Below are 26858 nucleotides of genomic sequence, written 5' to 3' on the forward strand. Positions count from 1 at the left end.
GGTTTTGGAGTTTACACAAACCAGCTAATATAATGTCAATAGGATTGAGATAGATTTTTAATTTGTTTAGAATGATAAAAAGACAATATGAAACTAATCCCAGTCCATAACTGGAATTAAATGGTATTCTGTCTTTTAGGACTATGAGGAGAAGTAGGGAACGGAACGAGTCAGCATGGCAAATATGATATGAAGCAACTTATTGGTGCAAGCAATAAGTGCTACACGATGAGGCTTTCCTTCGAGCCGTTTTTTATCATAGAAAGCCCGAATTCGCGTATGTCTGGCTGCTCCTCTAATCCCACAAAGAACGGCTAAATATAAGGCTCTTCTTAACCGAGTGGACCCACGCTTCGTAATACGGTTTCTAGTAGCTGTAAACTTGCCAGAAGAGAAGACACTTGGATCTAAGCCTGCGAAAGCTACTAGCCTTTTAGCATGATCAAAGTTATTAACGTCGCCAATTTCAGCAATAATTGTAGCGGCAAGCTTATGCCCTATTCCAGGAATGGAGCACAACAAATGATAATCTTCCATTTGCGTTGCCGTAACTTGAATTTCTCTTTCTAAATGAGAGAGATGTGTTTGATACTCCATCAACAAATCAATCATAAGCCGTAAAGAGATAATTTGACTGTGGTTAGAAGAGTCTATCCATGAGACTGTTTTTAGCTGCAGTTACAAGGGCCTCCGTCTTCTTAATCGCCCAAGAATTTGATCGATTACATGAAGAACTGATGGTGCGTGTGATTTCTTCTATATCAGACAAAAGGACTTGTTCTGGCGTTGAGTACTTCCTTAACACCTGCAACGCAGTTTTAGAAAATAACTGACCAAACAAGTTAGTGTAAAGAGGGAATAGTTGGTCCAGTATGGACTGGAAATTAAGCTGTGCTTGTACATAAGCATGAGTAATCATCTCATGTTGCCTACTTAAAAAACGGAGCTCTATTTGTTCGCTTTGTTTTAAAGGTGTAGTTTTTAACTCCTCTTTATAGAACAATTCAGCTAGATGCTTAGCATCTTCTGCATCCGTTTTCACTTTTCTCAACTTTGATTTTCTTGCCCGTTGAGGAATTAAAGGGTTCAGGACAATAACCTGATAAGCTTGTTTTTGAAGAGCAGCCACCAGTCCTAGATGATAATGTCCTGTCGATTCCAAAACAATAACAGGCTTTCTCCCTGTCAAGGCGTACACTTCCTGAAGCTTTAAAGTGAAGTTATGAATGCCCTCATGTGTATGCAAGAAGCGAAACGATTTCCCCAATGGTATATTGCGCTCAAGAAAAATGAAACCTTCACTTTCTCCTTTTGATACATCAATACCAACAACAGGATTCATAATATCCTCCTCAAATAAAAATGACCGGATCCTACTAACCATTGCACGACCATAGCTTCGCGTGTTATACGAGATCTATGTCTCAACCAGCCCAATCATGGTTTGTGCAATAGCAGGTGAACAGTTTGTGTAACGGGCTAAGAGCCCACCTATTTTATCGTTCTCACCGGCTAATGCTAATTTTAACGCAAAATGAGGTTAACCAGACAAACTGGTTAACCTCATAATACGAAACTATTTTACAGACTCCTGGTATACTCATATTGTTCAATTTCTAACAATTAAAGTAGTCTTTCAAAAAGTCATAGAAGGATGACCATGATTCTTGTAACTCTCCACTTAACAATAATTCGTCGCCACCCTCAAAATTAACCTTGTAGACTTTATCCGTTAAAGTATCAAGAACCAGTACCGTATTAGCTGACATCTCACTTAAAACAAGAAATTGCTTTGACCACCCATGCTCTTCCCGAACAATATACGTATATGACTCGATGTTATTTTTCTCCTCAGCAATATCAAGCAACTCAAATGGCACGTTTTCTTCCCAAAACGGTCCTGCATACGTATTGTAAAATTGACGAAACGCATTTGATACATTAACACCCAAACGAGTAAGAGCCTCATGTACTACATTTCTATTTTGACGTTTATACATGTCTTCTTCAAGGATATTTTCCAGACCGTCAGGTAACATCTATTCCCCTCCAAGTTCAATACTTCCCCGTTTTTTCCAGTAATTAATTGAGTCTACTTTTTGGAACGCTTCTCTAGTTGCTTCATCCATAGGGTAAAACGGATTCAACTTACCTTTATATGGATGCAAAGGCGGTCTTTTCGCATTACTTATGTTATGGTATCGAGTTGATGCTTCAAATAATGGCCCGATTCCTTTTTGCTGTGAATGATGTAAAGTTGCTACATTGCCTGCATCATCTAGTATTGGTGCTAAACCATATTTGGCGGCGGCTTCTGCATTGGTTAAACCACGTCCTTTTTTTGCTCCTGTTGTTCTAACCATTTTCCAATCAATATCATTTCGTTGGTAAACCTTATAGGTGAATCCTGTACCATCCTTACCTGCATTATACTCTACGCTTCTTGTAAAGTATTTATTGTTCTCGTAGTCCTTGAGGTGGCGATAGGTATCATCTCCCGTCCCCTTAGCAGCAGACTTCTCGGCATTTCCCGTAACTTCAATATACTGAAGCTGTCTTTCATTTTTAGGCAGGGCCTTTCCTGCGTTGCTTCCCTGTAAGATTGCGCGAAGCGGAGCTCCGTTGGCAGTTTGCAATCCCGATTGAAGCTGTGATTTAAAAGATCCGTCTAGCTTCTGTATGAGTCCTTGCGCTTCCTTCAAATACACTTTGCCAAGATTGCTGCCGTATCCAGCTAGTTGTTTAACATAGTTGCTGAACCCTATACAGCCCCTCATCAGCCACGGGGTCGCAACCATAAATCCTCCGCTAAGCAACATCCCATCCTTAAAGGCTTCGATTGATTGTCCTAAATTCGGATTTCGTCCATCTAATGTCTCATTTAACACATAGTCTGTGTAGTTGGTTGCGCCTCCTACAAGTAGCGTTGTACCGATCCCTAATGCAAGTTGTCCGGTTGTCTGCACTGCCAGTGCTTCGGCTCCTACAACGCCACCAACTGGACCGAATACTGCTCCAACCACTAGACCAATTAATGCACCTCGCGCCGCACTTTCCAGGTACTCTCCCAAACTACTACGCGTGTGATTCGCCCGATCTGCCGCCGCGGTTCTTGCCACAGCCCCGATTGCTCCAAACGCTGCGGCCACTAGCGCTGCCCCGACTACCGCTCCGGCTCCGAACGTGGCCACTGAGACCGCGACAGCCGCTACTACCACTACTACCGCTACTGCACAAACAAGCAGCTTCCCCCAGTTGAACTTCTTTTTCTTCTCCGGTTCCGGAGGAGGCGGCGGTGTCCCCTGCTTCGGCTCGTCGTCAAATGGCGTGTAAGTGGCGCGGTCCCTTCCTTCCGCCTTTACGTTCGCGCCCAAGAAGTGGTACTCGCTCTCAATCGCGAACCCGCTTTGTGCGCTCAGCTTCTTCGCCATCAGCTGGCTCTGCGCCCGGATCACTATTCGCTTGGGCGTATACAGCGAGATGTCCTCCATCGCGTTCAGCGTCAGCTTCTTATGGCTGGTCAGGCTGACGCCCGTCGCATCGTCGAAGCTCAGCTTCAGCGGCTCCTTGCTCCCGCCTGAGATATGGACCGCCGTCGGCGTGATCTCCAGCTCGCTGCCGTGCTCCGTCCCGAAGTAGCGCTTGCTCGGGTCGCTCGTTTTGGCATGGCTTCCGCCATCGGTACGCACCGCCCCGACGACGATCCCCTGCCGTCCTTCGGCATCAGGAATGTACAGACTCGCGCGAGTCCCCGCCTTGGGCATGCTGTACATCGCGCTGCCTGTCGCCGGTGCGAACGGGTACCAGTGGGCCTTGTCCTTGGGCTGCTCCGGATCAACGTTCAGATGCAGCTTTACCTGCTCGCCCTGAACCGCCAGGACTTCGCCTTCCAGCGATATGCCCGTCAGCTTCTCGTTGTAGATAGAACTCCTGCGAATCCCGTCTGTTCTGGATAAGCGGTACGTATACTTGAACTGTCCGCGGCTCATGCGGCCCACCACTTCGCTTATGACCATTCGCTTGTTGCGAAATTCGAGCTCGTCCCCCAGGTTGAAGCGTTCCAGGCTCTCTATCTCATAATAAAAGAAATCCGTATCGTGCAAGCCTGCCTCATAACCACCGGCTCTCCGAAAGGCCAGCAGGTCCTTGTTTGCCGTATAGGGCGTTTCCTTCGGCAAACTGATGCTCTTTCCTTGCGGCATGCCGAAATACAGCTTGGGTCTTGCTTCCAATATATCACAGACGATAACACTCTGAAAGTGGCTCGCCAAGCGCTGAAGCAGCTCCCAGTCCGTCTCCTCGTATTGGAGGACAGGGAATCCAATTGCTGCATCCTGCCCCACGCTGCACAGCACATCATACCCCTCATAGGTACTGCCTATTTCTGCCGTCAGCGCTCCATACGTCATCTTTACATCCTGAAAGGTTCGCCGCCTCTTGTGCGCATCTAACCTGCAGCTGCCCGACAGCCCCTCCAGCTCCAAATGATGCACGCCATTGGCATGTGTCGTCTTGATGGAGCTCACGAAGCCGTGGAACAGCGTAGTTTCGGACGGCCCGTCACTTTCATAGACACGGATCTCATCGCTAGCCGTAGCTTGCATCGCCGCGCTTACGTTGACAGCCTCATCTACGATGCCGCGCAAGGTCAGCCGTCCATGCTCGCCAGGCCTCCAATGTATCTGTACATCCTCCAAACGGTGGATCGGAAATGCCGTTTGGACCCGGATTTGCTCAAAAACCGCCAATCTCCTCACCCCCGCTTCGTTTACTCATCCTGCTGGCCATTGTTTACAAAAGTAATCTGGCCTTTATGGCCACAGACCAACAATGATTCCGTCGTCAACGCCGGCTTCCCCTCCACCTTCGCCGACGCCTTGGTCTTCATCCATTTTTCCAGCAGCATCGGACGGCACGGTGGACCGCTGATTGTCGCGCCTTCCTCGCTGATCAAGTAAATCGTATCCCCGGTTTGATTCGATGGGCTTTTGCATATGCCGAAGTGCGGCACGTTGACCGTGAACTGCTTGTCGTCCTCGTTCATCATCGGCTTGCCGTTTACATACGACCCGTGACTCTCCGGCAGGTTGATCCGCCGTTTGTGGGACCCGCAATCGCATTGCATTTTCGCCCCCCGAACGATGTAATACTCGTTTTCTGCCATCCTTGCTCCCTCCTCCGCGTCGCCGGAGCCAAACCGGCCGTTTTCTCCGGTTCTGCTATTCTGATTCCCCTCGTTTCTACTCAGAGCTCGCATACCATGGTTACGCTCTATTCCATTGCCACCCTCTCCAAGCGGATTCCCTCAAAATCCCGTCGCAGGATGCTCTCCGCCACATCCAGCCGAACGACAATCAGCGGCTTGGCGCTTTCCCGGACTCTCGCGATCCTCTTGCCCTTCATCTTGTCCTTATGCAGGACAAGCTTCTTGATCACGCTGCCATCCCCTACGCGTTCGCTGCTTGGACCAAGAGCCTCGACTTCCTCGAAGATTGGCAAATAGTAGCTGCTCTGCCGATGATGAGTGACGTCCACCAGCGGAGTCATTTTGAATAACGTATCCGGTACATACGCTTCGATCAGCCGCTTTAACCGTTCGGAGACCAGAAACAGCTGGCCGTCCAGCACATCCGAATAGCAGCTTTCTCTCTCCGCCTTGACCTGGAAAATTAACGTATCCGCAATCTTATGCGCGCTTGTCCAGCGGATATCCCGAATGTCGAGCTGCTTCCTTACATCGAGCAGAATCGGTGCGTCCGATACCCGCTCATCTTGCTTCAGTACAAAATAATCCATTATTCGTTATCCACTCCAATGGTTCCGCCGTTTGCCGCTCGTTCTCCGTCAACCAGCAACTCGCTTTGATCTCGAAACTCCCCCATCATCCAACGGATATTCGGAGACTTGGCCACCTGCCTATAAGCGCTGCTGTTCAGCAGCAGCGGCAGCATCGATTTCATAAACTCGACGGTCAGCAAATGATATTTTACCGCCTCGATCTGCTGAATTCGGGCCAGGTCCATCGGAGTTACCTTCCTTGCATAAGCGGTTTTCGCCGTCTCCAGCCCGGCCATTCGACGAAACAGCGGTTCGAAAATAAAGTCCGCCCTCCACAGGGCCGAACAATCGACGGTGTCCAAGTACCAGTTATGGTCATGAACATCAATCCGGTAGCAAGGGATGTTTTCCATGATGCCGGTCCGAAGCAAGGAAATATACACATAATGGATGTCGCCCTTGGTCCCCTGCTTCTGAAGCTCCGCTGTCCGGATCCACACCGTGTCGAATGTGTCGCAAAGTCCCGTTTCTATGCTCTCCCCCTGTTCACTCAGCGCCTTGCCAATAGGCTCCAGATCCTCCAACCACTTGTCGAACACATGCCTTTCCAAGAAGTCGTCCAATGCCGCTTGCCTGCTCATCCCATTCATCCCGCTCACCGCCTGCTTCTAAACAATATTGACCTTGCCGCCGCTGATGGTCACTTCTTCATTAATGTCCAGGCTGGCATTCGCCTGCTTCAGGTTAACGCCCTCTTCCCCCTGAATCAGCACCTTGGCGCCCCCCGTAATCTCGATATCGTCTTCGGCGGAGAGCACAATCTTTTTATCGCTGTTGATTTCAATGCCGCCCTCATCCGTCAGCCTCATCAATAGCTTGCCGCTCCCGATAATTTCCACAGAGCCCGGTTGAAACACAATTTGCTTGCCGTATTTGGTGCTGATGCTTTTGACCTCCGGGTTACTCCGCTTTGCAGGATCCGAGGATGCGGTATCTACGGAGCTTGCTGCAAATGCGTGCTTTTCCTGCGCGTCGGGAAAATAAAGCCTTACCTCATCCCCTACCTCCGGCATGCAGTACCATCCGCTCCCGTCAGGAGAAGAATATACGGTAGAATAGGGGAACCAGATCTCCCCGCCACGACCTCCGTCGATATGAAGGCCCACCCGAACCTGATCCTTCGCTACGCCCGTAATTTTGCCGAACAACGAAGCCCCCGCCAAGGCATACGCAAACTCCGTCGGTATTCGGAAGCCGTCCCGTTCCTTGAGCACATAGTGGTGGTTCAGCACCCCGCCTTCGATACGGGACTCCACCCGGAATACGTAAAGTGTCCGCTGCAGAAATTGGACGGGACTCCCCAAACCTATGATCTTGCTGCTGCTGACCTCATAGCTGATGCTGTCCTGCTCGCTCCAATCGTCGATGCCGCCCCCGGACTTCCGTTTGTATTCCTCCAAGTCTTTTTTGATCGTGTAGTTATAGGCCTCCAGCGTTTGCGGTTCCCCCGAATCCGGCAAGCCTGCGGCGAATTTCACGCCGGTTTGGGTACCTATCGGTACAAGTGGGGCATGAAAATGGGATGCAAGCCTTCTCACAAACTGCCAATCCGTCTCCTGATACTGCACCAGCAGTCCGCCAATGCTTTTTCCTTGCGAAGCGGTATCGCTCACATCCGCTTGCGGATATTCCGCGATCAAACCGGCAAACAAATCGCTGTACAAAAGTCCTGTGTTTTGAAAGGAACGCGTCCTTTTCTTCATATCCAGCAGTACTGTTGAACTGTTAGCTTCCACCGTCAAGGTTCTGACGCCCCGGACAGCCCGAACCGACAGCTGCGTCACTACGCCTTCAAAAAGAACTATGCTGCGTTCCTCATCCTGCACGGATACCTGAATCCGCTCCTCGTCGTCAGCCCGTTCTACATATTGATCGAGCTTCTCTTCGGGTACGATACCGCTTAACCGCAGCCGGGTATGCTCTCCCGCTTGCTGAACAAGCTCGAAATCCAGCAGGCTTTCAAACTCATAAGGCAAGACAGCCAGATTGGCATAGGTATGGACCTTTTCACTCATAAAATCGCGTCCCCTTCCTCCTCTTTTACGATGCTTATCGTACGGATCACCTGAAACGCCGTATCCCGCCAATCCGCATAATCCGCATATAGGCAGCAAAAGGTGCCCATGACCGTCTCGCCTTCAAACTCAAGGAAGAACATGATGTAGTAAACGTAACCATCCAAAGCCGTGCCCTTGAATTCAAAATAACCGATCGGCTTGCCGTCTGCGTATTCAGTCCCATCCGAATAAAACACATTGGACGGGTTGGCTCTCTTCATCATGGCTTTCATACCGTCCGTCAGTTCTTCGACCGATTCATCATCCAACTCCTGATCGATGCGGGTCAACGTAAAATTGATAACCCCGGTTTCATCGCTTTGGATGATCTGCGGGCGCTGCTCGTACGGATATTTGAGCTTCCTTTGCTCCTCAGGCATGTCCGAAAAATCCCTTGGAATGTATATTTTGAGCTTATCCTCGAAAAAAACCTTCTGTTCGAACTCGTAGTACCGCTGCCCGACACGGACAGGCCCTGTGCGAATGTCGCTGGGCTGTCGTTGTTTTTCTGCTTCGTTCAGAAAGGCCAATATTTTCTCATCGGCGAATTCCATTTGTTCCCCCTCCTTTGTTCCGCTTCCAGCTCAATTCAACCCTTCAAGCTCCTGCCTGCGCTTGTTTAGAGCCTTCGAAGCCTTAAAGCACCGGTCTTCGCCTATCTTTTCACACAGCAGTTTGACCAGCTCGGCAGTCCCGACATAATCTATCGAAACCCACGCGGAACGTCGTGCTCCCTTCACAAGGAGCTGCCCTCCGAAAAAACGCGTATGGCCCACTTCCGTAATGTCCGTGAAATGAATCATCTTTGCACCATACCACCGATAAAAGCGCAAACCCTGCTCCGTAACGACAACTTTGGAAAAGGTAAAGACAATGGAAAGAAAACCGAGCAGCACTAGAGCCGATCCTATACCTAAAACAAATAAAGCCCTCTCGTCCACTTCGAAGCTATCGTCAAACTGTTGATATACTAATAAGGCAAGCGTCATAAGAAAGATCAGGTAGGTAAGCCAGCGAATAAGCGCGCTCTTTTTAAATACCATTTCTCCTCTTGAATTTCTTACTGCAGGTTGAAACGGATACCCTATGTACTTTTTAGCCAATGTTCGTTCCAATGATGATTGCATACTTTTACTTTCGCTCCTTCAATAAATTAGTGAATTCTTCTAGTCCACAACCATCCGTCGGGGACCATGGGGTCTGGAATCCGGCACCCGTCGGCTCCCCCCCTGGGCTTCATCCAAAATGCGCACCAAATACCTGTGAATTTGGACATGATCATATGGCTTATAACCCATACCGAGCCGCTGGCTTATATAATGCAGAACCAGCTCCCGGTCGACGGCTCCCTGATTCATGCACTGCATGGCAAAGGCAATGTCGTATGCGTTCGTGCTCCCCTTCTCCAGCAGCTGTGCCGCATAAAACCGTGTCACCGCCGGGTGAAGAGAGCTCCCTCCGCGCCCTGCGTATTGCACATGAAGGAGGTTCCACGTGTTGTATTCGGTGGCGAAGTCTGCAAAGCTCTGATAGGCCGACCGCAGCTTCGCCCCTTCCTTCAGCTTAAACCGCCCGAGCTCCAGCTCGTTGCCGCCCACCTGAACCTCGTCGTCGAGCACAAGCGCTGCCCCATAGTGTTGAAAATCAGGCTGCTCCTCCGGGTCCTGAAACCGGATCTTCAGCAGGGTGTCCCTGCCTGTCGCACGATAAGGGACGCGGCATTCGTCCTGGAGCAGATAGATCCAGCCCCTGTGCTTGACGATCCCTCCGGTGACAACCAGCCACTCATCCTCGATACGAACGTCAGTTCCTGAAATGACACCATCCGCGTAATCCTTGAAATACAGCTCGGTGAATTGCCTCGGGTAATCCCGCAGGCTCTCCAGCATTGACCGCTTCAATATCCGGCCCTTCGTGAAATACGGATAGACGTTAGAGTACATCTCGTTTATTTCCTTCCGTCAAAAAAATCGAGCTCGGACAAGCCGTTCTCAAACGCAAAAAATTGCTTTTCGCCCCAATACAGCTGTTCATCCCTTCTTGCAACAGGAAGGACATGAAAGCCCCAGGCATTCGCCTCCGCGAAAACAAAATATTTCGCTTCCCCGTTCACGATGGAATCGGTATCGTCCTGAGGAATCTTGCCGCCGTAAGCCTCGGCAATGTCTTCATGCCGTATCGGCCGGTAGCGGGACGCATCACCGGCATACACATACTTGTGCCGCACCTCTCCGTCCGCCCCCGCCAAATAAAACTCGACCTCCGCCGTGCCGATCGGCCGGGATACCGATCCTTGAACGCGGTTCAGCCTCTCTTGGCTGCTGATCAGCAGCTTCTCCTGCCGATCGTGGGTGAAGGCACTGACCGAATACGGAATGACCGGCGCATGGTTCGCAATGACGGCTTCGATCGTTCCGTTCTTTCGCGCGCTCAGATAACGGATCGCTCCCCGAAGGCAGGCCAGCTTCAAATCCGGTACCTGTCCGGCATGCTCCGTCTTGCGTCTGAACTCGATGCTGCGCCCGGCGACGAACTCCTTTAATGCTTCCCGGAATACGTCAATGGTGCACGATTGGCCGGTAAGCTTGATAATGGAATAATCCTGCAGCCTGCCCTGCTCGTAGTAATCCTCCAGAAATTTACGGACAATCTCGTAAATGTCCGCTTTGATCAGTTGATTAATTTCCTTAATGTTGAATATGACATCCGGAAACTCGTACACATCCTTCATTTCCCCGTTCGCCTGTAAGGATAAGCACCAGCGGTCCACCGCTGTAATTTTCAGATCGTTTTCCTGCCGGTGCTCGTTCGCGGATTCGAACCGGTTGCGGATAATGCCGGTCTTGCGAAAAAACTCCTTCTTCATCGCATCCGCCATTTCCCACAAAAAATAAAAATTGCTTTTGACCCGCAAATATTCCTCGCGCGTCCGGTTTTCATATTCCTTGAACCGGGTCGGAATCAGCGCCTCCGCTTCAAGATAAGCGGCTTCGAAGGCACCGTATACCGACTTCACTCCAAATTCATCCACATGACGATACAGGTCCGTCCCCGGAATAGCGATCAGGCTGTCGATATCGACCGTACTCCTCCGGCGGCTGTAATAGTCGGCAAACACAATTTTCATGTATTGGAGAATACGAAAGGTGATGTTGTTGCCGCCGAAGTTCGTATCCCCATTCTCATAGGCTGTCTGGATATCGATCCGGTACGAGAGGGGGCCGTTCTCGATCCGAAACCGGCAGGAGGAGAGATCCGTCGTTCCCCCGCCGCAGTCGATAACGAGCGCATGATATTCCTCGCTGTCCACAAAGCTGTTCTTCTCCATCTGATCAGCGATCGTGTTGTACAGCACCGCCATTCCTTCATCCAATCCATGTGCGGCTTCGATGCTGTATTCCGGCAGCAGCTCGCGAAACATATCGTTGAATTGGGTTTTGAGCTTGACCGGACTGGAAATATGCAGCTGCCTGAAACGGCATTTGAATTGATGCTCCGCCATTTCTACAACATGGCGCATATATGCCCTGAGGATATCGCTTCTTGGGACCATGGCAGTATTCCCATGCGCGTCCATCACTTCTTCCATCTGCCTGTAGCTGTTAACCCAGCGCTTAATCCCTTGAAAGACGGTACCATGGCTCGTGTAGCCGCTTTTTTTCATCGATTTCTGGGCAGCATAGCCGAACAAATATCGGATGTGACCCGCATCCGAGCAATCCGCTACACTGACGATGGTCGGCAGCAGCTCGATCCACTGCTCCTCCTTGGAGGTTGCATCGGGAAAGGCCACATAATTGATATCGTTAAGCCGGATCGTCCGATTCAGCAGATCATGGTCCGATGGCGCGGAAATATACCTGCTATCGAGATAAGCCCCCGCCGTCGTATTCGTCGTGCCGAAATCGATGGCCAGCACCGTATCCGTCTCCTCCAGCTCCCGGATGTCCAAATCCGCGATCGGAATGCGGCAGTAGTGCAGATTGACCGGGGGCAGAGGCCTCTCCTGGTCATATGTCTTATAGATATATTCCGAATCCTGCTTGCGGAAAAACAAAAAGCTGTAATTTTTATTCGCTGTCCTGCGAAACGGAATGTCCCTGGATGCAGCCAAATAGTAGGCGCCTTGCTGTGAGCCGTCCTTGACAACATGCATAATGCCGCAAAGCTCCTGAAGATCGTTGATGACCAGTACATTGGATTCGGTAAAAATACCGGGCAGCTCAACCCGGTACCGATCCCGCCGATCTACCGGAAGTCCGGTATAAAGCGTTAAGCGCGCAGGCGCCTTAATACTCCCGTCATCGCGAAGCGGCGTATTCAGATACCGGCTTAATGCAGCCTCCACTCTCTCCATCCCGTCTTTTCGATAGCTTCTTATGATCAGGCTCGTTTCCGAGCTTCTGAATTTCAGAATCGTTCGAATAAGCGCCTCGCGATCGAGTGTGCCTGACAGCCCTCCGACAAGCTTTTCCTTGTGCACGATATTTCTTAATTGAAGGGTCGTCATGTCTGACAGCTCATCCCGGGAATACTTGATAACGGACTGTTCCCCCGGCGCTCCGTTCGCAGGCGAATTCAGCTTGTAGCCATAGCTTTTCATTCATTTCCATCCTCTCAATAAATCCCGATACGGTCCAACTGCATCGTTTCCTCCACGTCGATGATACCGAAATGCTCCACCCAGTAAGTCTCCGTATGAAACCGCACAGGCAAAAAGATTTGCTTGATCAGCTCCAGCTTCGCCCGGGCCGTCTCCGTCTCCGGCTGCCCGACATAGAACAACAGCTCGTCCTTTTCCTCGCAATTGGCATAGATCGTCGAATGCCTGAACAGCTTTCGCATCGTATCCTTCAGAAGATAAACGGCCTCTCCCGTTTCATACAGTCTCAACAGGTTGCCGGCAACGATCTCGCGTTCCTTCTTATCCAGCAGCCTGATCTTCCTCGCGACGTCAGCTCCGAATATTCCGGCCTCCAAATCGTCCAGCATAAAGCGGATATAAAACTCGCGCCGGTTCATGCCCTGAAGCAGATCCATATCCGTCACAAAGTGGATGACGATATCGAAAAGCGCCTGCCGAAGCTCCTTATCTTCTTTATTGTTGCTGTCAAACAAGTCCCTGAAAATGTCATAAAAACGGTAATACGGGTTAATCTCTACCAGCTTATCGACTGTCTTGGCGTTCAGCGTCTCATTACTGAGCTCCATATAAGGAGAGAAGACCTGAGCCGGGGCAAAATAAAGCTCCCGCTTCCTGATACCGGTCTGCTCCGCCTTGATAACCAGATCCCAAACGTAATTCAAGCCCATTCCCCTTCGCACTTATATTCGGGAAAATACATTTGAACCTCCGATACCAGAAAGCTCATCATATCTTGATCAATAAAGCTTGTGCCGCCCAGACGCCGGAACCGCAGCCGCATGATCTTCTTATCGCTCTCCACTCTCACGTTGTCGCTGATAAACGGGTTCATGCTGTAGGTGGACGCTGCGCCTTCCGTCCTGTCGATAATGTCCACCTGCTCCAGCTCCAGCCCCTCCGATGCCTCGAAGGAGCTGACGATTCGCATGATCTCGCCTTGGGCGCGGACGGTTATCGCCTGCTTGCGAGCAAAGCCGCTCGTAAAGCTGTTTTTTTTCTTATTGGATACAAGCCGGTAAGGGAGACGCCCGAGCTTGGTCGGCACAGGCTTCGTCATTTTGAGGACGCTCCATATGCCTGCCTTTTCCTGCGGGGACACGATCGTCAGCTCCTCCGGCGAGCGCTTGATATAGCGGATCGCTTCCTCCTCCCCGTCCACCAAATAACCGTGCTCCGTCCCCGTCTTGCGCAGTGAAAGCACATGCTCGAAGTTCACCTTGTCCACCGCCGGGATCGGAAACCCGACATTTTTCAGCTCCAGCCGCTCGATATTCCACATTGGAACCATGTGCAGCTTCTTGAAAGGATCAAATTCCTCCAGGTGAAACCGGATTTCGGCAATCTCCTCATCATCCCGCAGCGTATCCTCACAGCTTGTCCAGATGACGTCGAAAAATTTATGGGCATAAGGGAAATTGACTGTTTTCCAAGGCATGTTATTTTTCTGAAAAACGGTATACAGCCGCTCCAGCTCGTTCAGATATGCCCGGTTTGGCCGGAGGCTTACGGTCACGGCATGTCTTCCGTTCGCAGTTACGGCCTCCCCGGTGAACCGTCTCCTTCCGTCCAGCAGCGTTCGTAGCTTACTATACTCGCATTGCAGAAATACCGTCATGAGCACCGGTTCTTCATGGCGTCTGGCTTGGGCCAATAACCCCTTAAGTTCGCATGGCTTCCGCTCTGCATCCTCCGGAATAACGGGAAACAAATACTCGTGGATCGGATCCATTTCCTCCTTGGGGCAGACCGTGACATAAATGTCATGATGGTCTTCACGGGCTTCCATTTCCATGAACACCCTCTCTTCGAGCTTGCGATTCAAGTCCTCCTGATACTCCACCAGATTCAAGAAGACGCCCGTCAGGATGCTTTTCAATAGCTTGCGCTGTTCAAGGTCCTCGATTCTTGCCAGTCTGTCCTGAACGATGTCCTTCATGACAATCTATTTCCCTCCCTCATTTGAACCCGTGTTACCGGGAGCGCTGCTCTGTACTGCGACTGCCGGATCCTTGGCTCCGGCGGCCGTCCCTTCAGTACCGGCTCCCTGCTCAGGCTTTGCCGAAGGGGGCGGCGTCAGCTTCTCCTGCGCCTTCGTTATTTTCCGTTCTACACCCAGCACCTTTTCCAGCAATCCGATTTCCTGATAAATCTCCTGCGCCATCGCAAAAGAGGAGATGGACCCTTCGAAGTCCTTGGCAGCATAGCTTTGGTCGCCTTTCTTCTCCAGCTTGTCGGCATCCAGCTGCCTCTTCTCCTTCTGGACCCCGGCCATTTTGGCATCGGCGGCTTCCATTTTGCCGGCCAGCTCCTTCTCCCCGCCGGAGAAAGACGCTGCAGCCGCTTCCTTCCTAGCCTTGGCGTAGACTTCCTTGGCTCCCTCATAGTCTTGCGCCTGGAGCTTCTGATCTCCCTGCTGCATCAGTTCGGTGACATGAAGATAAGCGCTTGCTTTGCCGATCTTCTCCCCCAAATCCTTCATGTCATAATCGTCCTGCGAGCGCGCTTCCTTTTGCGCCTTCTCGTAGCTGGACAAAGCACCGGCATAATCGCCGTCCTTGAAGGATGCGTTCCCATCCACAATCAGCTGCGCCGTCCTTTGCTTTTGGCTCAGCAATTGCGTATGCAGCTTGTCCGACAGCTTCTTCGCCGCATTCCGTGCTTCGCTGTATTCCTTCACGGCATTCGGGTAATTCCCGTCCTGAACAGCGGTGTCTCCGTTCTTTTCATGCTCGATCAACGCTTCCACCGCTTCGGCCTTTGCCGCCGCAGCCCGCGCTTTATAATAAAAGGCTATTCCTCCAACGATGAGAAGAGGAATCAGCACTAATGCAATCGTTTTTATAAGCTTCCACCTGTTTTTCGGGGGCTCCTGATATACTTTGTCCGCATATACGGCGGCAGCGGTATAGTTAGGGACTACCGCAGGCTGTTTGCTGAGCAGCACATCCTCCAGCATATCGATGAAATCGGAAGGCTTCTGTGCCTCCTCCAACGCATCCAGCATCTCGGCTCCGTCCACGCCTTCCCATAGCCCGGACGTACAGAGAAGCACCACATCCCCATCGGACAACGGAGTCTTCTTCGATACAAACGGAAGAAATTCATTTTGCTTCCCTACATACCACAACAGGTTATTTCTTTCATCATGCCGCTCCAGCATGTCCTCCGAAATCTTCTCCTCATCCGCCATCACTTGAGACAAGCTTTGGTCCTTGCTTCTTGCAAGCAATCGACCGCTGCGGAAATGATACATCCTCGTATGCCCGGCGACCGCCCAAATCATTCGTGTATAATCGGTGACGATCAGGGTCAAGCTCGATTTACGTCTGAATTTCCTGCTCTCGATTTGCAGCAGCTCATGCGCTTCCCGCAAATAAGCATAAACCGCACGCCGGGAGAGCTTAGGCATTTGCATAAAATGACCGAGAACGCACTTTACGGCCAGCTCGGCGCTTTCCAGCTCTTGCTCCGAATCCAGACCCTGCGCAATGACATAGCAGGCCAGATCCTCCAGCTCCGTGCAGGCAAAGTAGTCCTTATTGCGGATCGAGGTACCTTCCTCCGACAAAAAGCTTAAAGCAAATTTGCTGTTTTCCTTTCTCATCCTTACCTCCCGCTGCTCCGGCTCCCGCAGCCTCTCGAAGGGCGCAGGCCAGGTTACCAGCCTTTTTCCAAAATGACGATCGTTGCATTATCTTGATGCTTCAGCTTCTTCTCCTCGATGGCGGCAATGATCTCCTGGGCGGCGTCGTAAGGGGAAAGCGGCTTGGTCAATATATCCTCCAGCTCTATCTCTGTCAGCGTGTTATAAATCCCATCGCTGCACAAGATAACTTTATCCCGCTTCAGCAGCCGGATCGGCTCCGAGCCTATCTCGATGTTTTTGAACGCCTCATAGCCCAAATAGTTGACCAGCTGCTTCCTCATCGGGCTGCCCAGCGCCTCTTCCCTGCTGATGTCTCCTGATGCGTAACGTTCCTCCAGCACCGATTCCAGTGTGTGCTTCGAGTTCACATCGATAAATTCTCCATTGCGGAAAATACGCAGCAAGCTATCCCCTACAGCGCCCCAATAGAGCAAGCCATCCGAGATTACGGCTGCGACCAGCGTGGTCCCTCCCTGCGCTCCTTTGAGGCTTTGCATCACTTCTTTATTGGCCAGAGCTGCGGTTTCCGTAAAATAGCCGGTCATATCGCTTGCATGCTCCAGCTTCAAAAATTGCTTGACGAACGTGCTCACCGCCGTCGTGCTGGCTGCACGGCCTCCCGATAATCCGCTGATGCCATCCGCCAGCACGGCTATCGTTCCGTTCGGACTTACGATCGCGGAAAAATAATCATCCTGCTCCTCACGCTGCCCCATCGTCTGACCGTTGCCGATAACAATTGGCTGCTCCGCCTGCGAGCGCACCAGCGCCTGTCTGACCATCAGCAAAATAATCAGGGAAACGCCCAAAGCCAGCAGAACCACATAAGGGAACGCACCGGATTGCGACAGCATGCTCATCCTTCCTTACCTGCCTCGTTGTCCCATTCAAAGTGAACGCCGCATAAGGGAATAAACAAAAATTTGCTCCTGCCGAGCTGAACCACGTCATACCCCGTCAATTCCACCGGAGTGTAGACCGCCTCATTGTTGTGATAAGCAAGCCCCGATGCGTCTCCCGGCAGCAAAAAAAAGTTGCGTTTCTTCGGATCGTACACAATCACCGCATGGTTCCGTCTGGAAATGGTGTTATCCCCGATCATCCGGATATGCATATCCTCCGACCGGCCGATAAAATTTTTCTCCGCAATAATCCGGTAATCTTGTCCAAGCTGCGGTCCTTCAATGCAGACCAGCCATCCGGTCACCGGCTCGATCCCCTCGGATTCTCCCAGGTAGGGCATCGTTTTGTCATCTTCCTGCACTTTCGCTGCCCTGGAGCTATCGCCTTTAGATGCCGGCTCCACCACCATACTGCAATACGGGCATACGCTCCCGTGCTTTCTCGTGCTGAACATGTGTCCGTTGGCGCATCTTGTCAAACTCATCGTATCCATTCCCCCGTATTGATCTTTGTCGAACCGATTGCCCTGCTTACTTCACCAACAGCCTTGTATTCGCAATGTAAATGATATCCCCCGACTCAACCTTGTGCGGCGTCTCATTCTCCAGCACCTGCTTGGGTCCGCCGGCCCCCTGCTTCTTCAGGCCGACTCCGTTTCGCGAGTCCAGGTCTTCCAGATACCAGACTCCCGACGCAAAGTTGAGCACAGCATGCTGCTTGCTGATTAAAGACGCATACTCCGCTTCCGACAAATCGATATCGGCCTCGTTATCGCTGGCGCTCTTACCGATTAAGAGAGAAGTTTCCCCCTGGATGAACCACTCCTTGACTCTTTGTCCGTCCTCATTCAGCAGGGCCAGCTTGGAGATGGCCGCAGGGGACGCCAATGCTTCCGGATTTGCGGAAAACCGGTGCTTCTTCAGCATGAACGCCGCCACACAGGCCATCAGAATGAAAGCCACGATCAGCTTCAAGCCGCTTACCGGATTCCATATATACGTGTACGCCAGGGTTATTACCACAAGCAAACCGATCAACAGATCGATTGCGGTCACCCAAACGGATTTTTCTGCATTCGGTTTCAAGGAATCGGCCGTACCCTTCATATCCAATACCCCCGTTGAAACTTTATTTTTTCTTCATGCCAAAATACTTCTCGAACAATACTGTCGTATCGAGCGGATTTCCACCGCTTTTCTTCTTCAAATCCGCTTCACCCGTCTTCGGGTGATAACCGAAAAATCGTTCAAACTGCTGTTCCATCTCTTTCATATCCCAATGAGGCTGTTCCTTCCCGGAACGTCCTGCTCCTGCCTGGGAGCCCTTACTTCCTCGAGGCGCAGTGTCCCCCTTTGTTTCCTTCGCGTTCAGCCGGGCATCGTACGCCTCCCGTGCCGAACCATCAGATAGCGTCTGATAAGCTTCGCTCACCTGCTTGAACAATAGCTCCGATTGCTTGCTGCCTGCGTTCACATCCGGATGATGCAGCTTGGCGAGCCGTTTGTAGGCCTTCTTGATCTCTTCAGGAGCAGCACTGCGCTCAACCCCGAGAATTTCATAATAATTGCTCATTGCATTCGTCCTTTAGATCAGAATGATATGCGAAAAATAGATAAGGGGCCGCAGCCCCTTATCCTGCTTTTGCTGGCAGCACCAGCCGAAACCCTAATCGATTAAACGGCGTAGCCGCCTTCAATCGTCGTGAATTCCGTTTTGTCTTTCTTTTGCTTAATGAAGATGCTGAAGGAGCCTACGCCCTCGGTGTCACCGAAACGCTCGCTGTAATCAACGACAAACGCATTAGGGAAATACACCTTGCGAATAACTTGGTCAGCTGCAATCACTTCCAGCGTAACTTTTCTGTAGCAATCCGCTTTTTCAGCCGGAACCAGGGACCACAAAGCCAGCTTCATTGTATCGTCAGCGCTGTCGCCATCGGTAGCCGTAATGATTTTACCGGTAATTTTCAAAAATGCACCTACATCCGTCGATCTTGCGTTGGAATCGTCCGGCGTATCCGTTTCATAAGCTACGGTTTGGATGTTATCCAAGCCCAGCTCGATTGTTTCTGCACCTTCAACTTTTAATCTGAATCCCATTGATAAATCCTCCTCTAGTGTGATTGTCTTTTTGGTAAGCGCTATGCGCTTCCTTGATTTATGTTGAAGGGTGAGCTTATGAAAGCCCACCATTAACATCTGTTTGAGCCTTGTCAGCCATTGCATCAGGCTTTGACAGGGGTAGTGCCTTTGGTGATCATGACTTCAAGATTTTTCACGTTGCCATTGAACACCAAATCGATATGACATAGATTGCTCTTATCGTCGATAATGTAGCTCATATCATCTCCGTCATGAATAATGGAGTTGACGAACCCGCGTGTGCCAAGCCACCTGCTCTTCTGGCTGTTCGGGTTGTTGCTGAAAAACTTGACGATGTTGTCATGCTTGAAATCTCCGGTCTGGAACCTGAGAATCCGCTCGATATAGGTGCTGACCAGTGTCTTGTACAACGGATCGAAGCCTTCCTCCGCTGCAGCAAGGCTTCTTGCCTTGTACACGGTGATTCGCTTGATATCCTTGCCTTGAAGCTGCGCATTCTCCGACGAGAATACAAACCCGAAATTTTTACGGTTGATCGCGTCCTTAATATTGTTCGTGAACCCCGAAATTTCCTTCGCCATCGTCGTAACGGCACGAAGGCCGTTCTCTCCGGCTTCGATATCGAAGCGGACGCCCGGGAAATCCCTGCTCACATTTTTGAACGTTTCCCGTAAATATTCGGCACACTGGTAAGCCGCTACAATACCGGCCCCGACGTAAGCCGCACCGACATAGACGCCCTCGATCCACAGCTTAAGGATATCCTCCTTCTCCTTGGACAGCTGGACTCCATCTTCGGTTTGCAGCATTTTACTGTCGATCACGACACCCGACTTATCCTTTGGAATGATCGTGAAGTTAGGAACACACGGCACGGCGAATTCACTGTATTCTTTCCTGACCAGCACGCCGCACTTGTCAATATATTTATCAATGCCGGAGGTAGCCATGCTGTTGAACGTAGTTTCCTCTCCGGTCTCAAAGCTGAAGAAAACCTGGACCTTGTAGTCTTTAATGACCTGCAGCAGCATCGATAACGACTCCATCGTATTCCCGTCCTGCTTCGCTACCTTCTCGTTGCCTCTGAACCTTTCTCTGCTGACCTTGGATGCGTCGGAGGATTCCATTTGCACCGAAGGAACAATACCGAACCAGATGGTATCCGAGAAATCGTTTTTCGAGTTCACCGTGTTCAAGTACGTTTCCAAGCGCGGAATATTGCTGCTTTTCACAAGCAGGTCCAGCTTGGTGTTCGTAATGAGCAGCGACGGCTGCATGCCTTTGTTCTTGGTGGAATATTGGTCGAAGTACATTTTGACACCGAGTATTTTTTCGACCAAAGGCTTGACGGTCTTGACGAATTCGTCCTTGGCATTTTTGTAAAACTCCAGGTACGTATTGTAGTTTTGTACTTCCTTCTCGACATCGATTTCACTTTGTACGGCAGGCAGCGGGCAAAACGTACGCACTACCAGATCCTTCACGTAAGTGGACGGTGTATCGGATACGGACTCGTAATCGTCCTCGAACACGCCAATCAAGCCGGTGCCTCCGTTGTCATCCGCTACCATCAGCTGCAAGCTGTCATTCTTCGGGGTTTCAACAATTTTCAACTCACCCGTCTCACCGATCATCAGCTGACCGATCTGGATGACCTCGGACTGATTCTCTTCCTGGGAGCCGCCCAGCAGAAGCCTTGTCTTGATGTCTTCAATCGCCAGAGGAAGCATCGCCATGACGTTGTTATAGTTTTTGCTGGCATCCTCGAACATGATGTTCAGCTTATCCCCCAGGTCCAGCTTTTTCGGGTCATCCTCGTCCAGCTTGTCGTATTGCCCGTACAGGTAATGAATTTCTTTGCGCACCTGCCGGATATCGTCCATCACTTTCTTCGGCGAGATCATGTCGAGCAAATTTTCAAACTTAAAGTCCACATTCGTGATGCCTTGGCTCCGCTTCGTATCGATCAAAGTGAACAGCATCTTCAAGAAATCGTTAGTTTGGTCAATTTTGATCTCGGAGATGCTGTCATCGGAGATGCCCTCCGGTTTTTTGAGCGTATACATGACCTTCTGGTTTGCCGCATTGAAAAACGAATACACGCTCGGTGAAAATTTATCCAAAAATTCATCGAAGCTTTTGACAAGCAAATGCTGGTTAATTTCTTTGATCTTATCGTCGCTGAGGCTATCGATGCCTCGAACATCCCCTACGATTGTAACCAGATCAAGCTTCTCGGGATTCATTTCCTCGAACAGCATGGTTCGATTGGTTTGATTAATAATGTCCATTGTGATGTGTCAGCTACAACAAAATCCGTCAGCCTTACCGGCTTATGAATCTTATAGCCTACTCCTCTCCATCCGTTTTTGAGTGAAGTCCCAAACATAGGTCTTATCATAGATTTTTTTGTTTTATTTTGTCAACTATGGATTTTTTATCTAAATTTCGACACGATTCAGGACCTTTTGCCCATTTTAATTCACGATTCAATTGATATATGCTGTAATAACCTTTCCCAATATTCCAATGTTTTCCTGTCCTGAGTCCATTACTGAAAATGTGAGTTATTTAACAAAAATGGTTATTTTTGCTTATTTTTCCCGGTTTTAAGTATGTCGGCATTGCGCCTGATTTTTTGAATACTAAAAAATATGTCAAATTTTCGAACGAAAGGTGAGGGAATGTCGTGGTTAGGAAAAAAATAAACTGGAAGCGGATCGGTTGGATATTCATATCCTTGACCGTTTTCTTTTGCATGTCCTTTGATTCGTCTGCCGGGGCGGCCCTGGCGCAGAGCAGGACGGATAACGGAGTCGATGCGGTGTTTGTAATGGACACCAGCTTCTCTATGAATGCGACGGATCAGGAGCGTATTGCTGCGGAGGTGGTCAATATGTTCATGGATATGAGTGAGGCCGCCCGCACTCGTATCGGCTTCGTCGCTTACAATCACAAAATTGTGGAGTCGCAAGAGCTAACCTCACTAGCTAACGAGGACCAGAAAACACAGCTCAAGAAAAAAATCGCAGGGCTTCGTTTTTCCGGCTATACGGACCTTGGCTTGGGGTTAAGCAAGGGGGAGGAGCTTGTAGAGGGAAGCAAGGAGGGTACCGCCTCCCGGCCCTTTATGATCTTATTGTCGGATGGGGGGACGGACTTCGGACCTGTTTCTTCGGGAAGAACGGTAGAAGACTCCAACAAGGATGTGGAACGCGTTATCGGAAAAGCGCAAGCCGGCGGCTTCCCTATCTATACCATCGGGCTCAACCATGACGGCTCCGTTAATGCTCCTCAGCTTGAAGCCATTGCGAGCAGCACCGGCGGGGCATCCTTCATAACGGAAAGCGCTGCGGATTTGCCTGAAATTTTCAACAAGATTTTTGCCAAGCAGATTCGATCCACCCTGGTTCCCGTTGCGACGATAACGGCGACCGGAGAGCTTCAGGAGGTTAACGTCCAGATTCCGAACTCCAGCGTTAACGAAGCGAACATCATTCTGCTGTCCGAGCATCCAATGATAGAGACGCACCTGTATTCCAATGCCCAAAATGTGCGTTTCTACAAATCGGACAAGTATTCGCTCATGAAAATGCCCCAGCCGCAAAAAGGCAGCTACCTGTTGAAGTTCAAAGCCAAGGCGGGCGACCTTGTCAAAATCAATCTTCTTGATAACTACGGGCTGCAGGCAAAGCTCGAGCATGACTCTGCTGTCAAAGGCGTTCCGGTGAAGGTAATCTCCTCTCTCCTTCGTTCGGCGGATGGAGCTCTGCTTACGGATGCCGATGTGTACCAGTCTGTGAAATCCGAGCTGTTCATCCGGGATTTGAGTTCAAATCAGGAGGAGCGCATTTCGATGAATCCGGGGCAAAACCGCTATGAAGCCGACCCGACCTTCAAGCACTCCGGTAAGTACCAGCTCCGGCTGCGGCTGAGCAGCCCCGACTTTTACAGGGAATCCGAGGTAAGGGAGCTGGATTTGGTCAACAACCCCCCTGAAGCGATTGGGGAAGGTGCTGTCACGCTGAACAAGGAAGATGGACAAGTCACGGTAAACTTGGCCGACCATTTCCAAGACAAGAATCAAGACAAGCTGAATTATACAATCAACTCGAACAGCAACGAGAAGTCCGTTTCGGTACAGCTGAGCGACGGGAGCTTACTGGTTACGCCTATGCATACCGGGAATACGACACTATCTCTTACCGTCACCGATCCCGAAGGAGGCACCATTACTTCAGACCTAAATATAACCGTCCATTCCATATGGACTCGTTATCTCATTGCAGGAGGCGTGCTGCTTGCCATTGCGCTTGCCGGCGCGATAGCCTACCTTCTACTCCGCCCAAGGCCGAAATTCAGCGGTCGACTTGAAGGCTATTTTCTGAATACGGCTAGCGGTAATGACATCCCTGTCAAGTATTGGCCTCTGTCATCTTTCGAGAAGCAAAGAACCATCCGTCTTAGCCAGCTGTTTGCCAGTCTGGATATTAACGAGCCCTTGCCGGAAGCGGAGAACATTTACTTGGAAGCCGGGAAGAACGGCACCCTGATTCTGAAGCATCATACCCGGTGTGCGATTGAGAAAGGGAAAAAGCCGATTTTCAAAAATAAGAAGGAACAAATACGTTATAACGATAAAATCTATATTACGTTCGAGGATTGCATAACCGAAATCGAGCTGCGGTACAAAGAAGTAAAACCCAACTCTCTGTCATAGAGGCGTTGGGTTTTTCTGTGTTTCCTTTCGCTTTGAACGAACATATTCCAGGTACAGCGCAGCTTTCAGCAGCCACAGGGAAGGGCATCTTTTCTGTCTTTGGACAGCCAGCCCCCATTTGATCATATGCGACAGCACAAAACCGATTTCCTTGTTGACAGCTCTGACTTCCGGAAGGGAGTCCTTGAATAGTCTTTGAGATACATCGACGGGAATCGTTCCCGTCAAGCAAAAGTAAATCACGGCTGAAACGCTGAATAGGTCCGAAACCTTACCCTGCCTCGACTTTTCGGAATACAGTTCAAGCGGCGAGAACCCCTTCGTAGTAAAAATGGGATGTTCATTCAGCTCCCCGCAGCCTACGGCCGATCCGAAATCCAATAGCTTCGGCTTGCCATCCTCAGCAATGATAATATTGCTTGGCTTGCAATCGCGATGAAGCATTCCTTTGCTATGTATATAACCAAGTGTATCCACTAACGGCAGCAGTGTATTTTTCAACAGGCCCGATAGAGAAGCCGGCCTCCCTTCACGAATGTAGCAGTCCAGCGTCACCCCAGGGCAGAAGCCTGTCACGAGATACCTCGTCCCGTTTTCCTCGAAATGATCTATATAATCCACAATATGTTCATGGCTCAACTGCCGAAGGAGGTCTGCCTCTCTTGCAAAAGCTTCCATCAGTTCACTAAACCTGCCTATATTCGATGGCTTCCGGCACACTACGGTCCTGCCGTCCGTATCTCGAAGAGCCAGTGCCTTCGGATAAAATTCCTTGATAATCAGCAGGTTTCCGTTCGTTGCATGGCTTCCGAGATAAACGACGGATAGCTCGCTGGAAGCCAGGCGTTCAACAATCTGGAATGTCCCTTTTGTAACGGTACCTGCTATAAGTGCGGTGTCATCTTGGGTTGGCGTCAATGCGATCCCCTCCCTTCAGCCATTGGTTTCCCGCCGGCAGCCTCAGTTCTTCAAACATGCCCTATTGTAACACAAAATATTTTATTTACTTTTCACGATTTATACAAATCTTGTAACAAAACACCAAAATGTGTCGCATGTCACTGATATTATTTATCATTTAAGGTATCTTTAGAACAAGATAAAGATGGCCGGCCACCCGGCCAGGAAGGACGGATGAGCGGCTTCAACGGACTGCTCATGCTCTCCAGCAATAACAAGGAGCGAGGCCAGAGAATAACGAAACGAGAAATAACAGGATAAGCATATAAGATAGCGGTCATACATAAATTGCAGGAAGTGGGCAGCGAACGTTAGATGCCGTCCGCTGCCACATTAGGCTGTTTATTTTCCGCCCTTATCCAAGTATTCCTGGAGCTGCTTTCTCAGCTCCTCGCGGAGTTTATCCAAGCCGAGACCCTTCAGCTCCTGGTTCAGCTTGCTTACTTCCCCTGGATAATCCTTAATCAATCCCAGCTTCGCTAATTGATTAAAGTTTGAGACCTTCGGTGTCACTTTTGCAATTTCATTTTTGACGGGCTCCGCATTAAAGCGGAATCCGCTCAATTTTTTGGTAAAATAGGTATCCGGTTTGGCCGAATAGGCCAAGTACTTTTTCACCGTATCGTCCAGATCGGCATTGATACGAACATAGCTCGGGTTCCATGTAAGCTCATAGGCAGGGAAATTACTGTAGTCCGCATTCAACAGCTTGTATTGATCCTTGCCAACCGCCTGCCAGTTCTTACCTTCGACACCCAGCTCGAATAGATCATGATTTTCCTTATTTTGGAATATCCAATCGAGTACCTTCATGGTCCGGTCGATGTTTTTCGACGTTGTCGGAATGACAAGGGAGTTATTGGCCACGTAGTTGGTTCCGATACATTCCGATTTCATCTCTCGTTGGCAATTGTTGTACACGAACATTTCCAGCCCGGCATTCGGAATCGAATCCTTTAATCGTTTCTGCAAGGCCGTATACCCGGATACGGTCCCCTCGGTGGATGCCGCTTTGCCGGATGTGAAGAAGCCTGCCGGATCCTTCTGGCTCACAACATCCTTTTCCAAATATTTGTTCCACTCAACATACTTGGCAAAGCTTGAATACAACAGCTTCGTATCATTGTACGGGGCCGGGAGCTTATCAAATTCGGATTGAGGATCCCCTGCTGCCACGAGACCGTTGACCTTTTTGCCGTCTGCCGATAAGGAGATGGTCCACCCGATCCCGGAGCCGAAGGAGTCGGAGATAATCGGAGTATCTTTCGTAAATTGAAGATCATGAATTTTGTAAAAGCCGCGCTCCCCCCGCAGTGCAAGCGGGACGATATTTTTATCCAGCTCCTGCACCTTATCGTAAAACTTTTGCAGGTCGTCATAGCTCTGTATCGGCGGCAAGCCGTACTTCTCCCGAAGGTCCTTCCGAATAAAAATAACATCTGTATCATACCAGTACTGGGTCAGCGGAATCGTGTAGTTATGGCCGAGTATTTTGTTTTTCTCCACCATTTCAAGTGAGAACGCTTTCTTTAATCCCGGATAAGCATCGTTGTTGAAGTATTTGTCCAGCTCCTGATACAGACCCTGGGAGACGTGATTGTTTAAATTCATAAACGGGGCGTCAAACATGAGATCGACTTCTTCGCCGGCAGCCATCCGCAGCTTGGACTTTTCTTTATGATCCGCTCCGCTCCACTCGATTTTAATAGACGTATTCAACGTATCCTTCGTTCGCTTTTCGAACTCCTGAAGCACCTGCGGCATATCCTTAGGTTCGTCTTTCCATAGCATCCATTTTAAAGTGACGGGACCATCGGCCTTCTCTCCGCTTTTACCGGCTTCGTTATTCGTATTATTTGCGCAAGCTGCGCTGCTTGTGACAACGGCTGCCGCCAAAGCGACAGCACCTATTTTTCTCCAGCTTTTCATGTGCATGAACTCCTTTAATATGAAATGAGATACTGAACACCGATATGCATGGCAGTCT

General features: G+C 50.1%; 22 protein-coding genes and 1 pseudogene. 1 reads left to right on the forward strand and 22 read right to left on the reverse strand.

The genetic code is table 11. The features are described 5' to 3' along the window. Window positions 1-141 precede the first annotated feature (141 nt). The 20 genes and pseudogenes from CF651_RS15270 to CF651_RS15365 form a co-directional block, all read right to left on the reverse strand. Window positions 142-1342: pseudogene (locus CF651_RS15270) on the reverse strand (IS110 family RNA-guided transposase). A gap of 274 nt (window positions 1343-1616) precedes the next feature. After that, window positions 1617-2039: an SMI1/KNR4 family protein gene (locus CF651_RS15275; RefSeq protein ID WP_094015736.1), complete on the reverse strand. Its 423-nt coding sequence runs from the start codon at window positions 2037-2039 to the stop codon at window positions 1617-1619. After that, window positions 2040-4748, reverse strand: a complete 2709-nt coding sequence (locus CF651_RS32300; protein ID WP_179232824.1) for an HNH/ENDO VII family nuclease — start codon at window positions 4746-4748, stop codon at window positions 2040-2042. It abuts the gene before it with no gap. Between the two features lie 20 nt (window positions 4749-4768). Continuing rightward, a complete protein-coding gene (locus tag CF651_RS15285; RefSeq protein WP_094015737.1) occupies window positions 4769-5164 on the reverse strand; it encodes a DUF4280 domain-containing protein in 396 nt (131 codons plus the stop codon). A gap of 107 nt (window positions 5165-5271) precedes the next feature. Further along, entirely contained in the window at window positions 5272-5796 is a 525-nt protein-coding gene (locus tag CF651_RS15290; RefSeq protein ID WP_179232825.1) for a hypothetical protein, read from the reverse strand. Beyond that, window positions 5796-6428: a hypothetical protein gene (locus CF651_RS15295; RefSeq protein ID WP_245855930.1), complete on the reverse strand. Its 633-nt coding sequence runs from the start codon at window positions 6426-6428 to the stop codon at window positions 5796-5798. Before CF651_RS15295 ends, CF651_RS15290 begins: the two co-directional genes overlap by 1 nt. Before the next feature lie 18 nt (window positions 6429-6446). Further along, entirely contained in the window at window positions 6447-7853 is a 1407-nt protein-coding gene (locus tag CF651_RS15300) for a contractile injection system protein, VgrG/Pvc8 family (RefSeq protein ID WP_094015739.1), read from the reverse strand. Continuing rightward, the gene (locus tag CF651_RS15305; RefSeq protein WP_094015740.1) at window positions 7850-8449 is read right to left on the reverse strand and encodes a hypothetical protein; all 600 of its coding nucleotides are present in this window, start codon (window positions 8447-8449) and stop codon (window positions 7850-7852) included. Before CF651_RS15305 ends, CF651_RS15300 begins: the two co-directional genes overlap by 4 nt. 30 nt (window positions 8450-8479) lie before the next feature. Then, window positions 8480-9022, reverse strand: a complete 543-nt coding sequence (locus CF651_RS15310) for a hypothetical protein (protein WP_179232826.1) — start codon at window positions 9020-9022, stop codon at window positions 8480-8482. A gap of 39 nt (window positions 9023-9061) precedes the next feature. Further along, entirely contained in the window at window positions 9062-9838 is a 777-nt protein-coding gene (locus CF651_RS15315; protein ID WP_094015742.1) for a DNA and RNA helicase, read from the reverse strand. Window positions 9839-9843: 5 nt separating this feature from the next. Next, complete coding sequence (locus CF651_RS15320; RefSeq protein ID WP_094015743.1) at window positions 9844-12498, reverse strand: Hsp70 family protein; 2655 nt, start codon at window positions 12496-12498, stop codon at window positions 9844-9846. Window positions 12499-12512: 14 nt separating this feature from the next. Continuing rightward, window positions 12513-13208 carry an iron-dependent peroxidase gene (locus CF651_RS15325; protein WP_094015744.1) on the reverse strand — a complete coding sequence of 232 codons (696 nt, stop codon included), beginning with the start codon at window positions 13206-13208 and terminating at the stop codon, window positions 12513-12515. Beyond that, window positions 13199-14476 carry a normocyte-binding protein gene (locus CF651_RS15330; RefSeq protein WP_094015745.1) on the reverse strand — a complete coding sequence of 426 codons (1278 nt, stop codon included), beginning with the start codon at window positions 14474-14476 and terminating at the stop codon, window positions 13199-13201. The genes CF651_RS15325 and CF651_RS15330 overlap by 10 nt, the downstream gene beginning before the upstream one ends. A gap of 6 nt (window positions 14477-14482) precedes the next feature. Next, complete coding sequence (locus tag CF651_RS15335; protein WP_094015746.1) at window positions 14483-16144, reverse strand: PP2C family protein-serine/threonine phosphatase; 1662 nt, start codon at window positions 16142-16144, stop codon at window positions 14483-14485. 53 nt (window positions 16145-16197) lie between these two features. Continuing rightward, window positions 16198-17046, reverse strand: a complete 849-nt coding sequence (locus CF651_RS15340; RefSeq protein ID WP_179232827.1) for a PP2C family protein-serine/threonine phosphatase — start codon at window positions 17044-17046, stop codon at window positions 16198-16200. Further along, window positions 17043-17573 carry an FHA domain-containing protein gene (locus CF651_RS15345; RefSeq protein WP_094015748.1) on the reverse strand — a complete coding sequence of 177 codons (531 nt, stop codon included), beginning with the start codon at window positions 17571-17573 and terminating at the stop codon, window positions 17043-17045. The genes CF651_RS15340 and CF651_RS15345 overlap by 4 nt, the downstream gene beginning before the upstream one ends. Before the next feature lie 46 nt (window positions 17574-17619). Next, on the reverse strand, window positions 17620-18195 hold the full coding sequence (locus tag CF651_RS15350; RefSeq protein ID WP_094015749.1) for an FHA domain-containing protein: 576 nt from the start codon (window positions 18193-18195) through the stop codon (window positions 17620-17622). Window positions 18196-18217: 22 nt separating this feature from the next. Next, window positions 18218-18661, reverse strand: a complete 444-nt coding sequence (locus CF651_RS33160) for a J domain-containing protein (RefSeq protein WP_094015750.1) — start codon at window positions 18659-18661, stop codon at window positions 18218-18220. A 101-nt stretch (window positions 18662-18762) separates the two neighbouring features. After that, entirely contained in the window at window positions 18763-19188 is a 426-nt protein-coding gene (locus tag CF651_RS15360) for a membrane-associated protease 1 (protein ID WP_094015751.1), read from the reverse strand. A gap of 125 nt (window positions 19189-19313) precedes the next feature. After that, the gene (locus tag CF651_RS15365; RefSeq protein ID WP_094015752.1) at window positions 19314-21482 is read right to left on the reverse strand and encodes a transcriptional regulator; all 2169 of its coding nucleotides are present in this window, start codon (window positions 21480-21482) and stop codon (window positions 19314-19316) included. Window positions 21483-21880: 398 nt separating this feature from the next. Between CF651_RS15365 and CF651_RS15370 the strand changes: the two genes are divergently transcribed. Beyond that, on the forward strand, window positions 21881-23911 hold the full coding sequence (locus tag CF651_RS15370) for a VWA domain-containing protein (RefSeq protein ID WP_245855932.1): 2031 nt from the start codon (window positions 21881-21883) through the stop codon (window positions 23909-23911). On the opposite strand, the gene CF651_RS15375 is transcribed toward CF651_RS15370, so the two are convergent. Both CF651_RS15375 and CF651_RS15380 read right to left on the reverse strand, forming a co-directional pair. Beyond that, window positions 23906-24829 carry a serine/threonine protein kinase gene (locus tag CF651_RS15375; RefSeq protein WP_094015753.1) on the reverse strand — a complete coding sequence of 308 codons (924 nt, stop codon included), beginning with the start codon at window positions 24827-24829 and terminating at the stop codon, window positions 23906-23908. The genes CF651_RS15370 and CF651_RS15375 overlap by 6 nt on opposite strands. Before the next feature lie 384 nt (window positions 24830-25213). Further along, entirely contained in the window at window positions 25214-26800 is a 1587-nt protein-coding gene (locus CF651_RS15380) for an ABC transporter substrate-binding protein (protein ID WP_094015754.1), read from the reverse strand. Window positions 26801-26858 lie beyond the last annotated feature (58 nt).

The organism is Paenibacillus rigui (assembly GCF_002234615.1).
GTDB classification, from domain to species: Bacteria; Bacillota; Bacilli; order Paenibacillales; family NBRC-103111; genus Paenibacillus_S; species Paenibacillus_S rigui.

What these genes read in the sequence shown, in the direction of transcription:
- CF651_RS33160 (WP_094015750.1), bottom strand. Translation starts at nt 18,661, where the DNA reads ATGAGCAATTATTATGAAATTCTCGGGGTTGAGCGCAGTGCTGCTCCT.
- CF651_RS15310 (WP_179232826.1), bottom strand. Translation starts at nt 9,022, where the DNA reads ATGCAATCATCATTGGAACGAACATTGGCTAAAAAGTACATAGGGTAT.
- CF651_RS15295 (WP_245855930.1), bottom strand. Translation starts at nt 6,428, where the DNA reads ATGAATGGGATGAGCAGGCAAGCGGCATTGGACGACTTCTTGGAAAGG.
- CF651_RS15360 (WP_094015751.1), bottom strand. Translation starts at nt 19,188, where the DNA reads ATGGGATTCAGATTAAAAGTTGAAGGTGCAGAAACAATCGAGCTGGGC.
- CF651_RS15325 (WP_094015744.1), bottom strand. Translation starts at nt 13,208, where the DNA reads ATGGGCTTGAATTACGTTTGGGATCTGGTTATCAAGGCGGAGCAGACC.
- CF651_RS15290 (WP_179232825.1), bottom strand. Translation starts at nt 5,796, where the DNA reads ATGGATTATTTTGTACTGAAGCAAGATGAGCGGGTATCGGACGCACCG.
- CF651_RS15330 (WP_094015745.1), bottom strand. Translation starts at nt 14,476, where the DNA reads ATGAAGGACATCGTTCAGGACAGACTGGCAAGAATCGAGGACCTTGAA.
- CF651_RS15315 (WP_094015742.1), bottom strand. Translation starts at nt 9,838, where the DNA reads ATGTACTCTAACGTCTATCCGTATTTCACGAAGGGCCGGATATTGAAG.
- CF651_RS15300 (WP_094015739.1), bottom strand. Translation starts at nt 7,853, where the DNA reads ATGAGTGAAAAGGTCCATACCTATGCCAATCTGGCTGTCTTGCCTTAT.
- CF651_RS15380 (WP_094015754.1), bottom strand. Translation starts at nt 26,800, where the DNA reads ATGAAAAGCTGGAGAAAAATAGGTGCTGTCGCTTTGGCGGCAGCCGTT.
- CF651_RS15275 (WP_094015736.1), bottom strand. Translation starts at nt 2,039, where the DNA reads ATGTTACCTGACGGTCTGGAAAATATCCTTGAAGAAGACATGTATAAA.
- CF651_RS15340 (WP_179232827.1), bottom strand. Translation starts at nt 17,046, where the DNA reads ATGAGCATGCTGTCGCAATCCGGTGCGTTCCCTTATGTGGTTCTGCTG.
- CF651_RS15345 (WP_094015748.1), bottom strand. Translation starts at nt 17,573, where the DNA reads ATGAGTTTGACAAGATGCGCCAACGGACACATGTTCAGCACGAGAAAG.
- CF651_RS15335 (WP_094015746.1), bottom strand. Translation starts at nt 16,144, where the DNA reads ATGAGAAAGGAAAACAGCAAATTTGCTTTAAGCTTTTTGTCGGAGGAA.
- CF651_RS15350 (WP_094015749.1), bottom strand. Translation starts at nt 18,195, where the DNA reads ATGAAGGGTACGGCCGATTCCTTGAAACCGAATGCAGAAAAATCCGTT.
- CF651_RS15320 (WP_094015743.1), bottom strand. Translation starts at nt 12,498, where the DNA reads ATGAAAAGCTATGGCTACAAGCTGAATTCGCCTGCGAACGGAGCGCCG.
- CF651_RS15285 (WP_094015737.1), bottom strand. Translation starts at nt 5,164, where the DNA reads ATGGCAGAAAACGAGTATTACATCGTTCGGGGGGCGAAAATGCAATGC.
- CF651_RS15305 (WP_094015740.1), bottom strand. Translation starts at nt 8,449, where the DNA reads ATGGAATTCGCCGATGAGAAAATATTGGCCTTTCTGAACGAAGCAGAA.
- CF651_RS15365 (WP_094015752.1), bottom strand. Translation starts at nt 21,482, where the DNA reads ATGGACATTATTAATCAAACCAATCGAACCATGCTGTTCGAGGAAATG.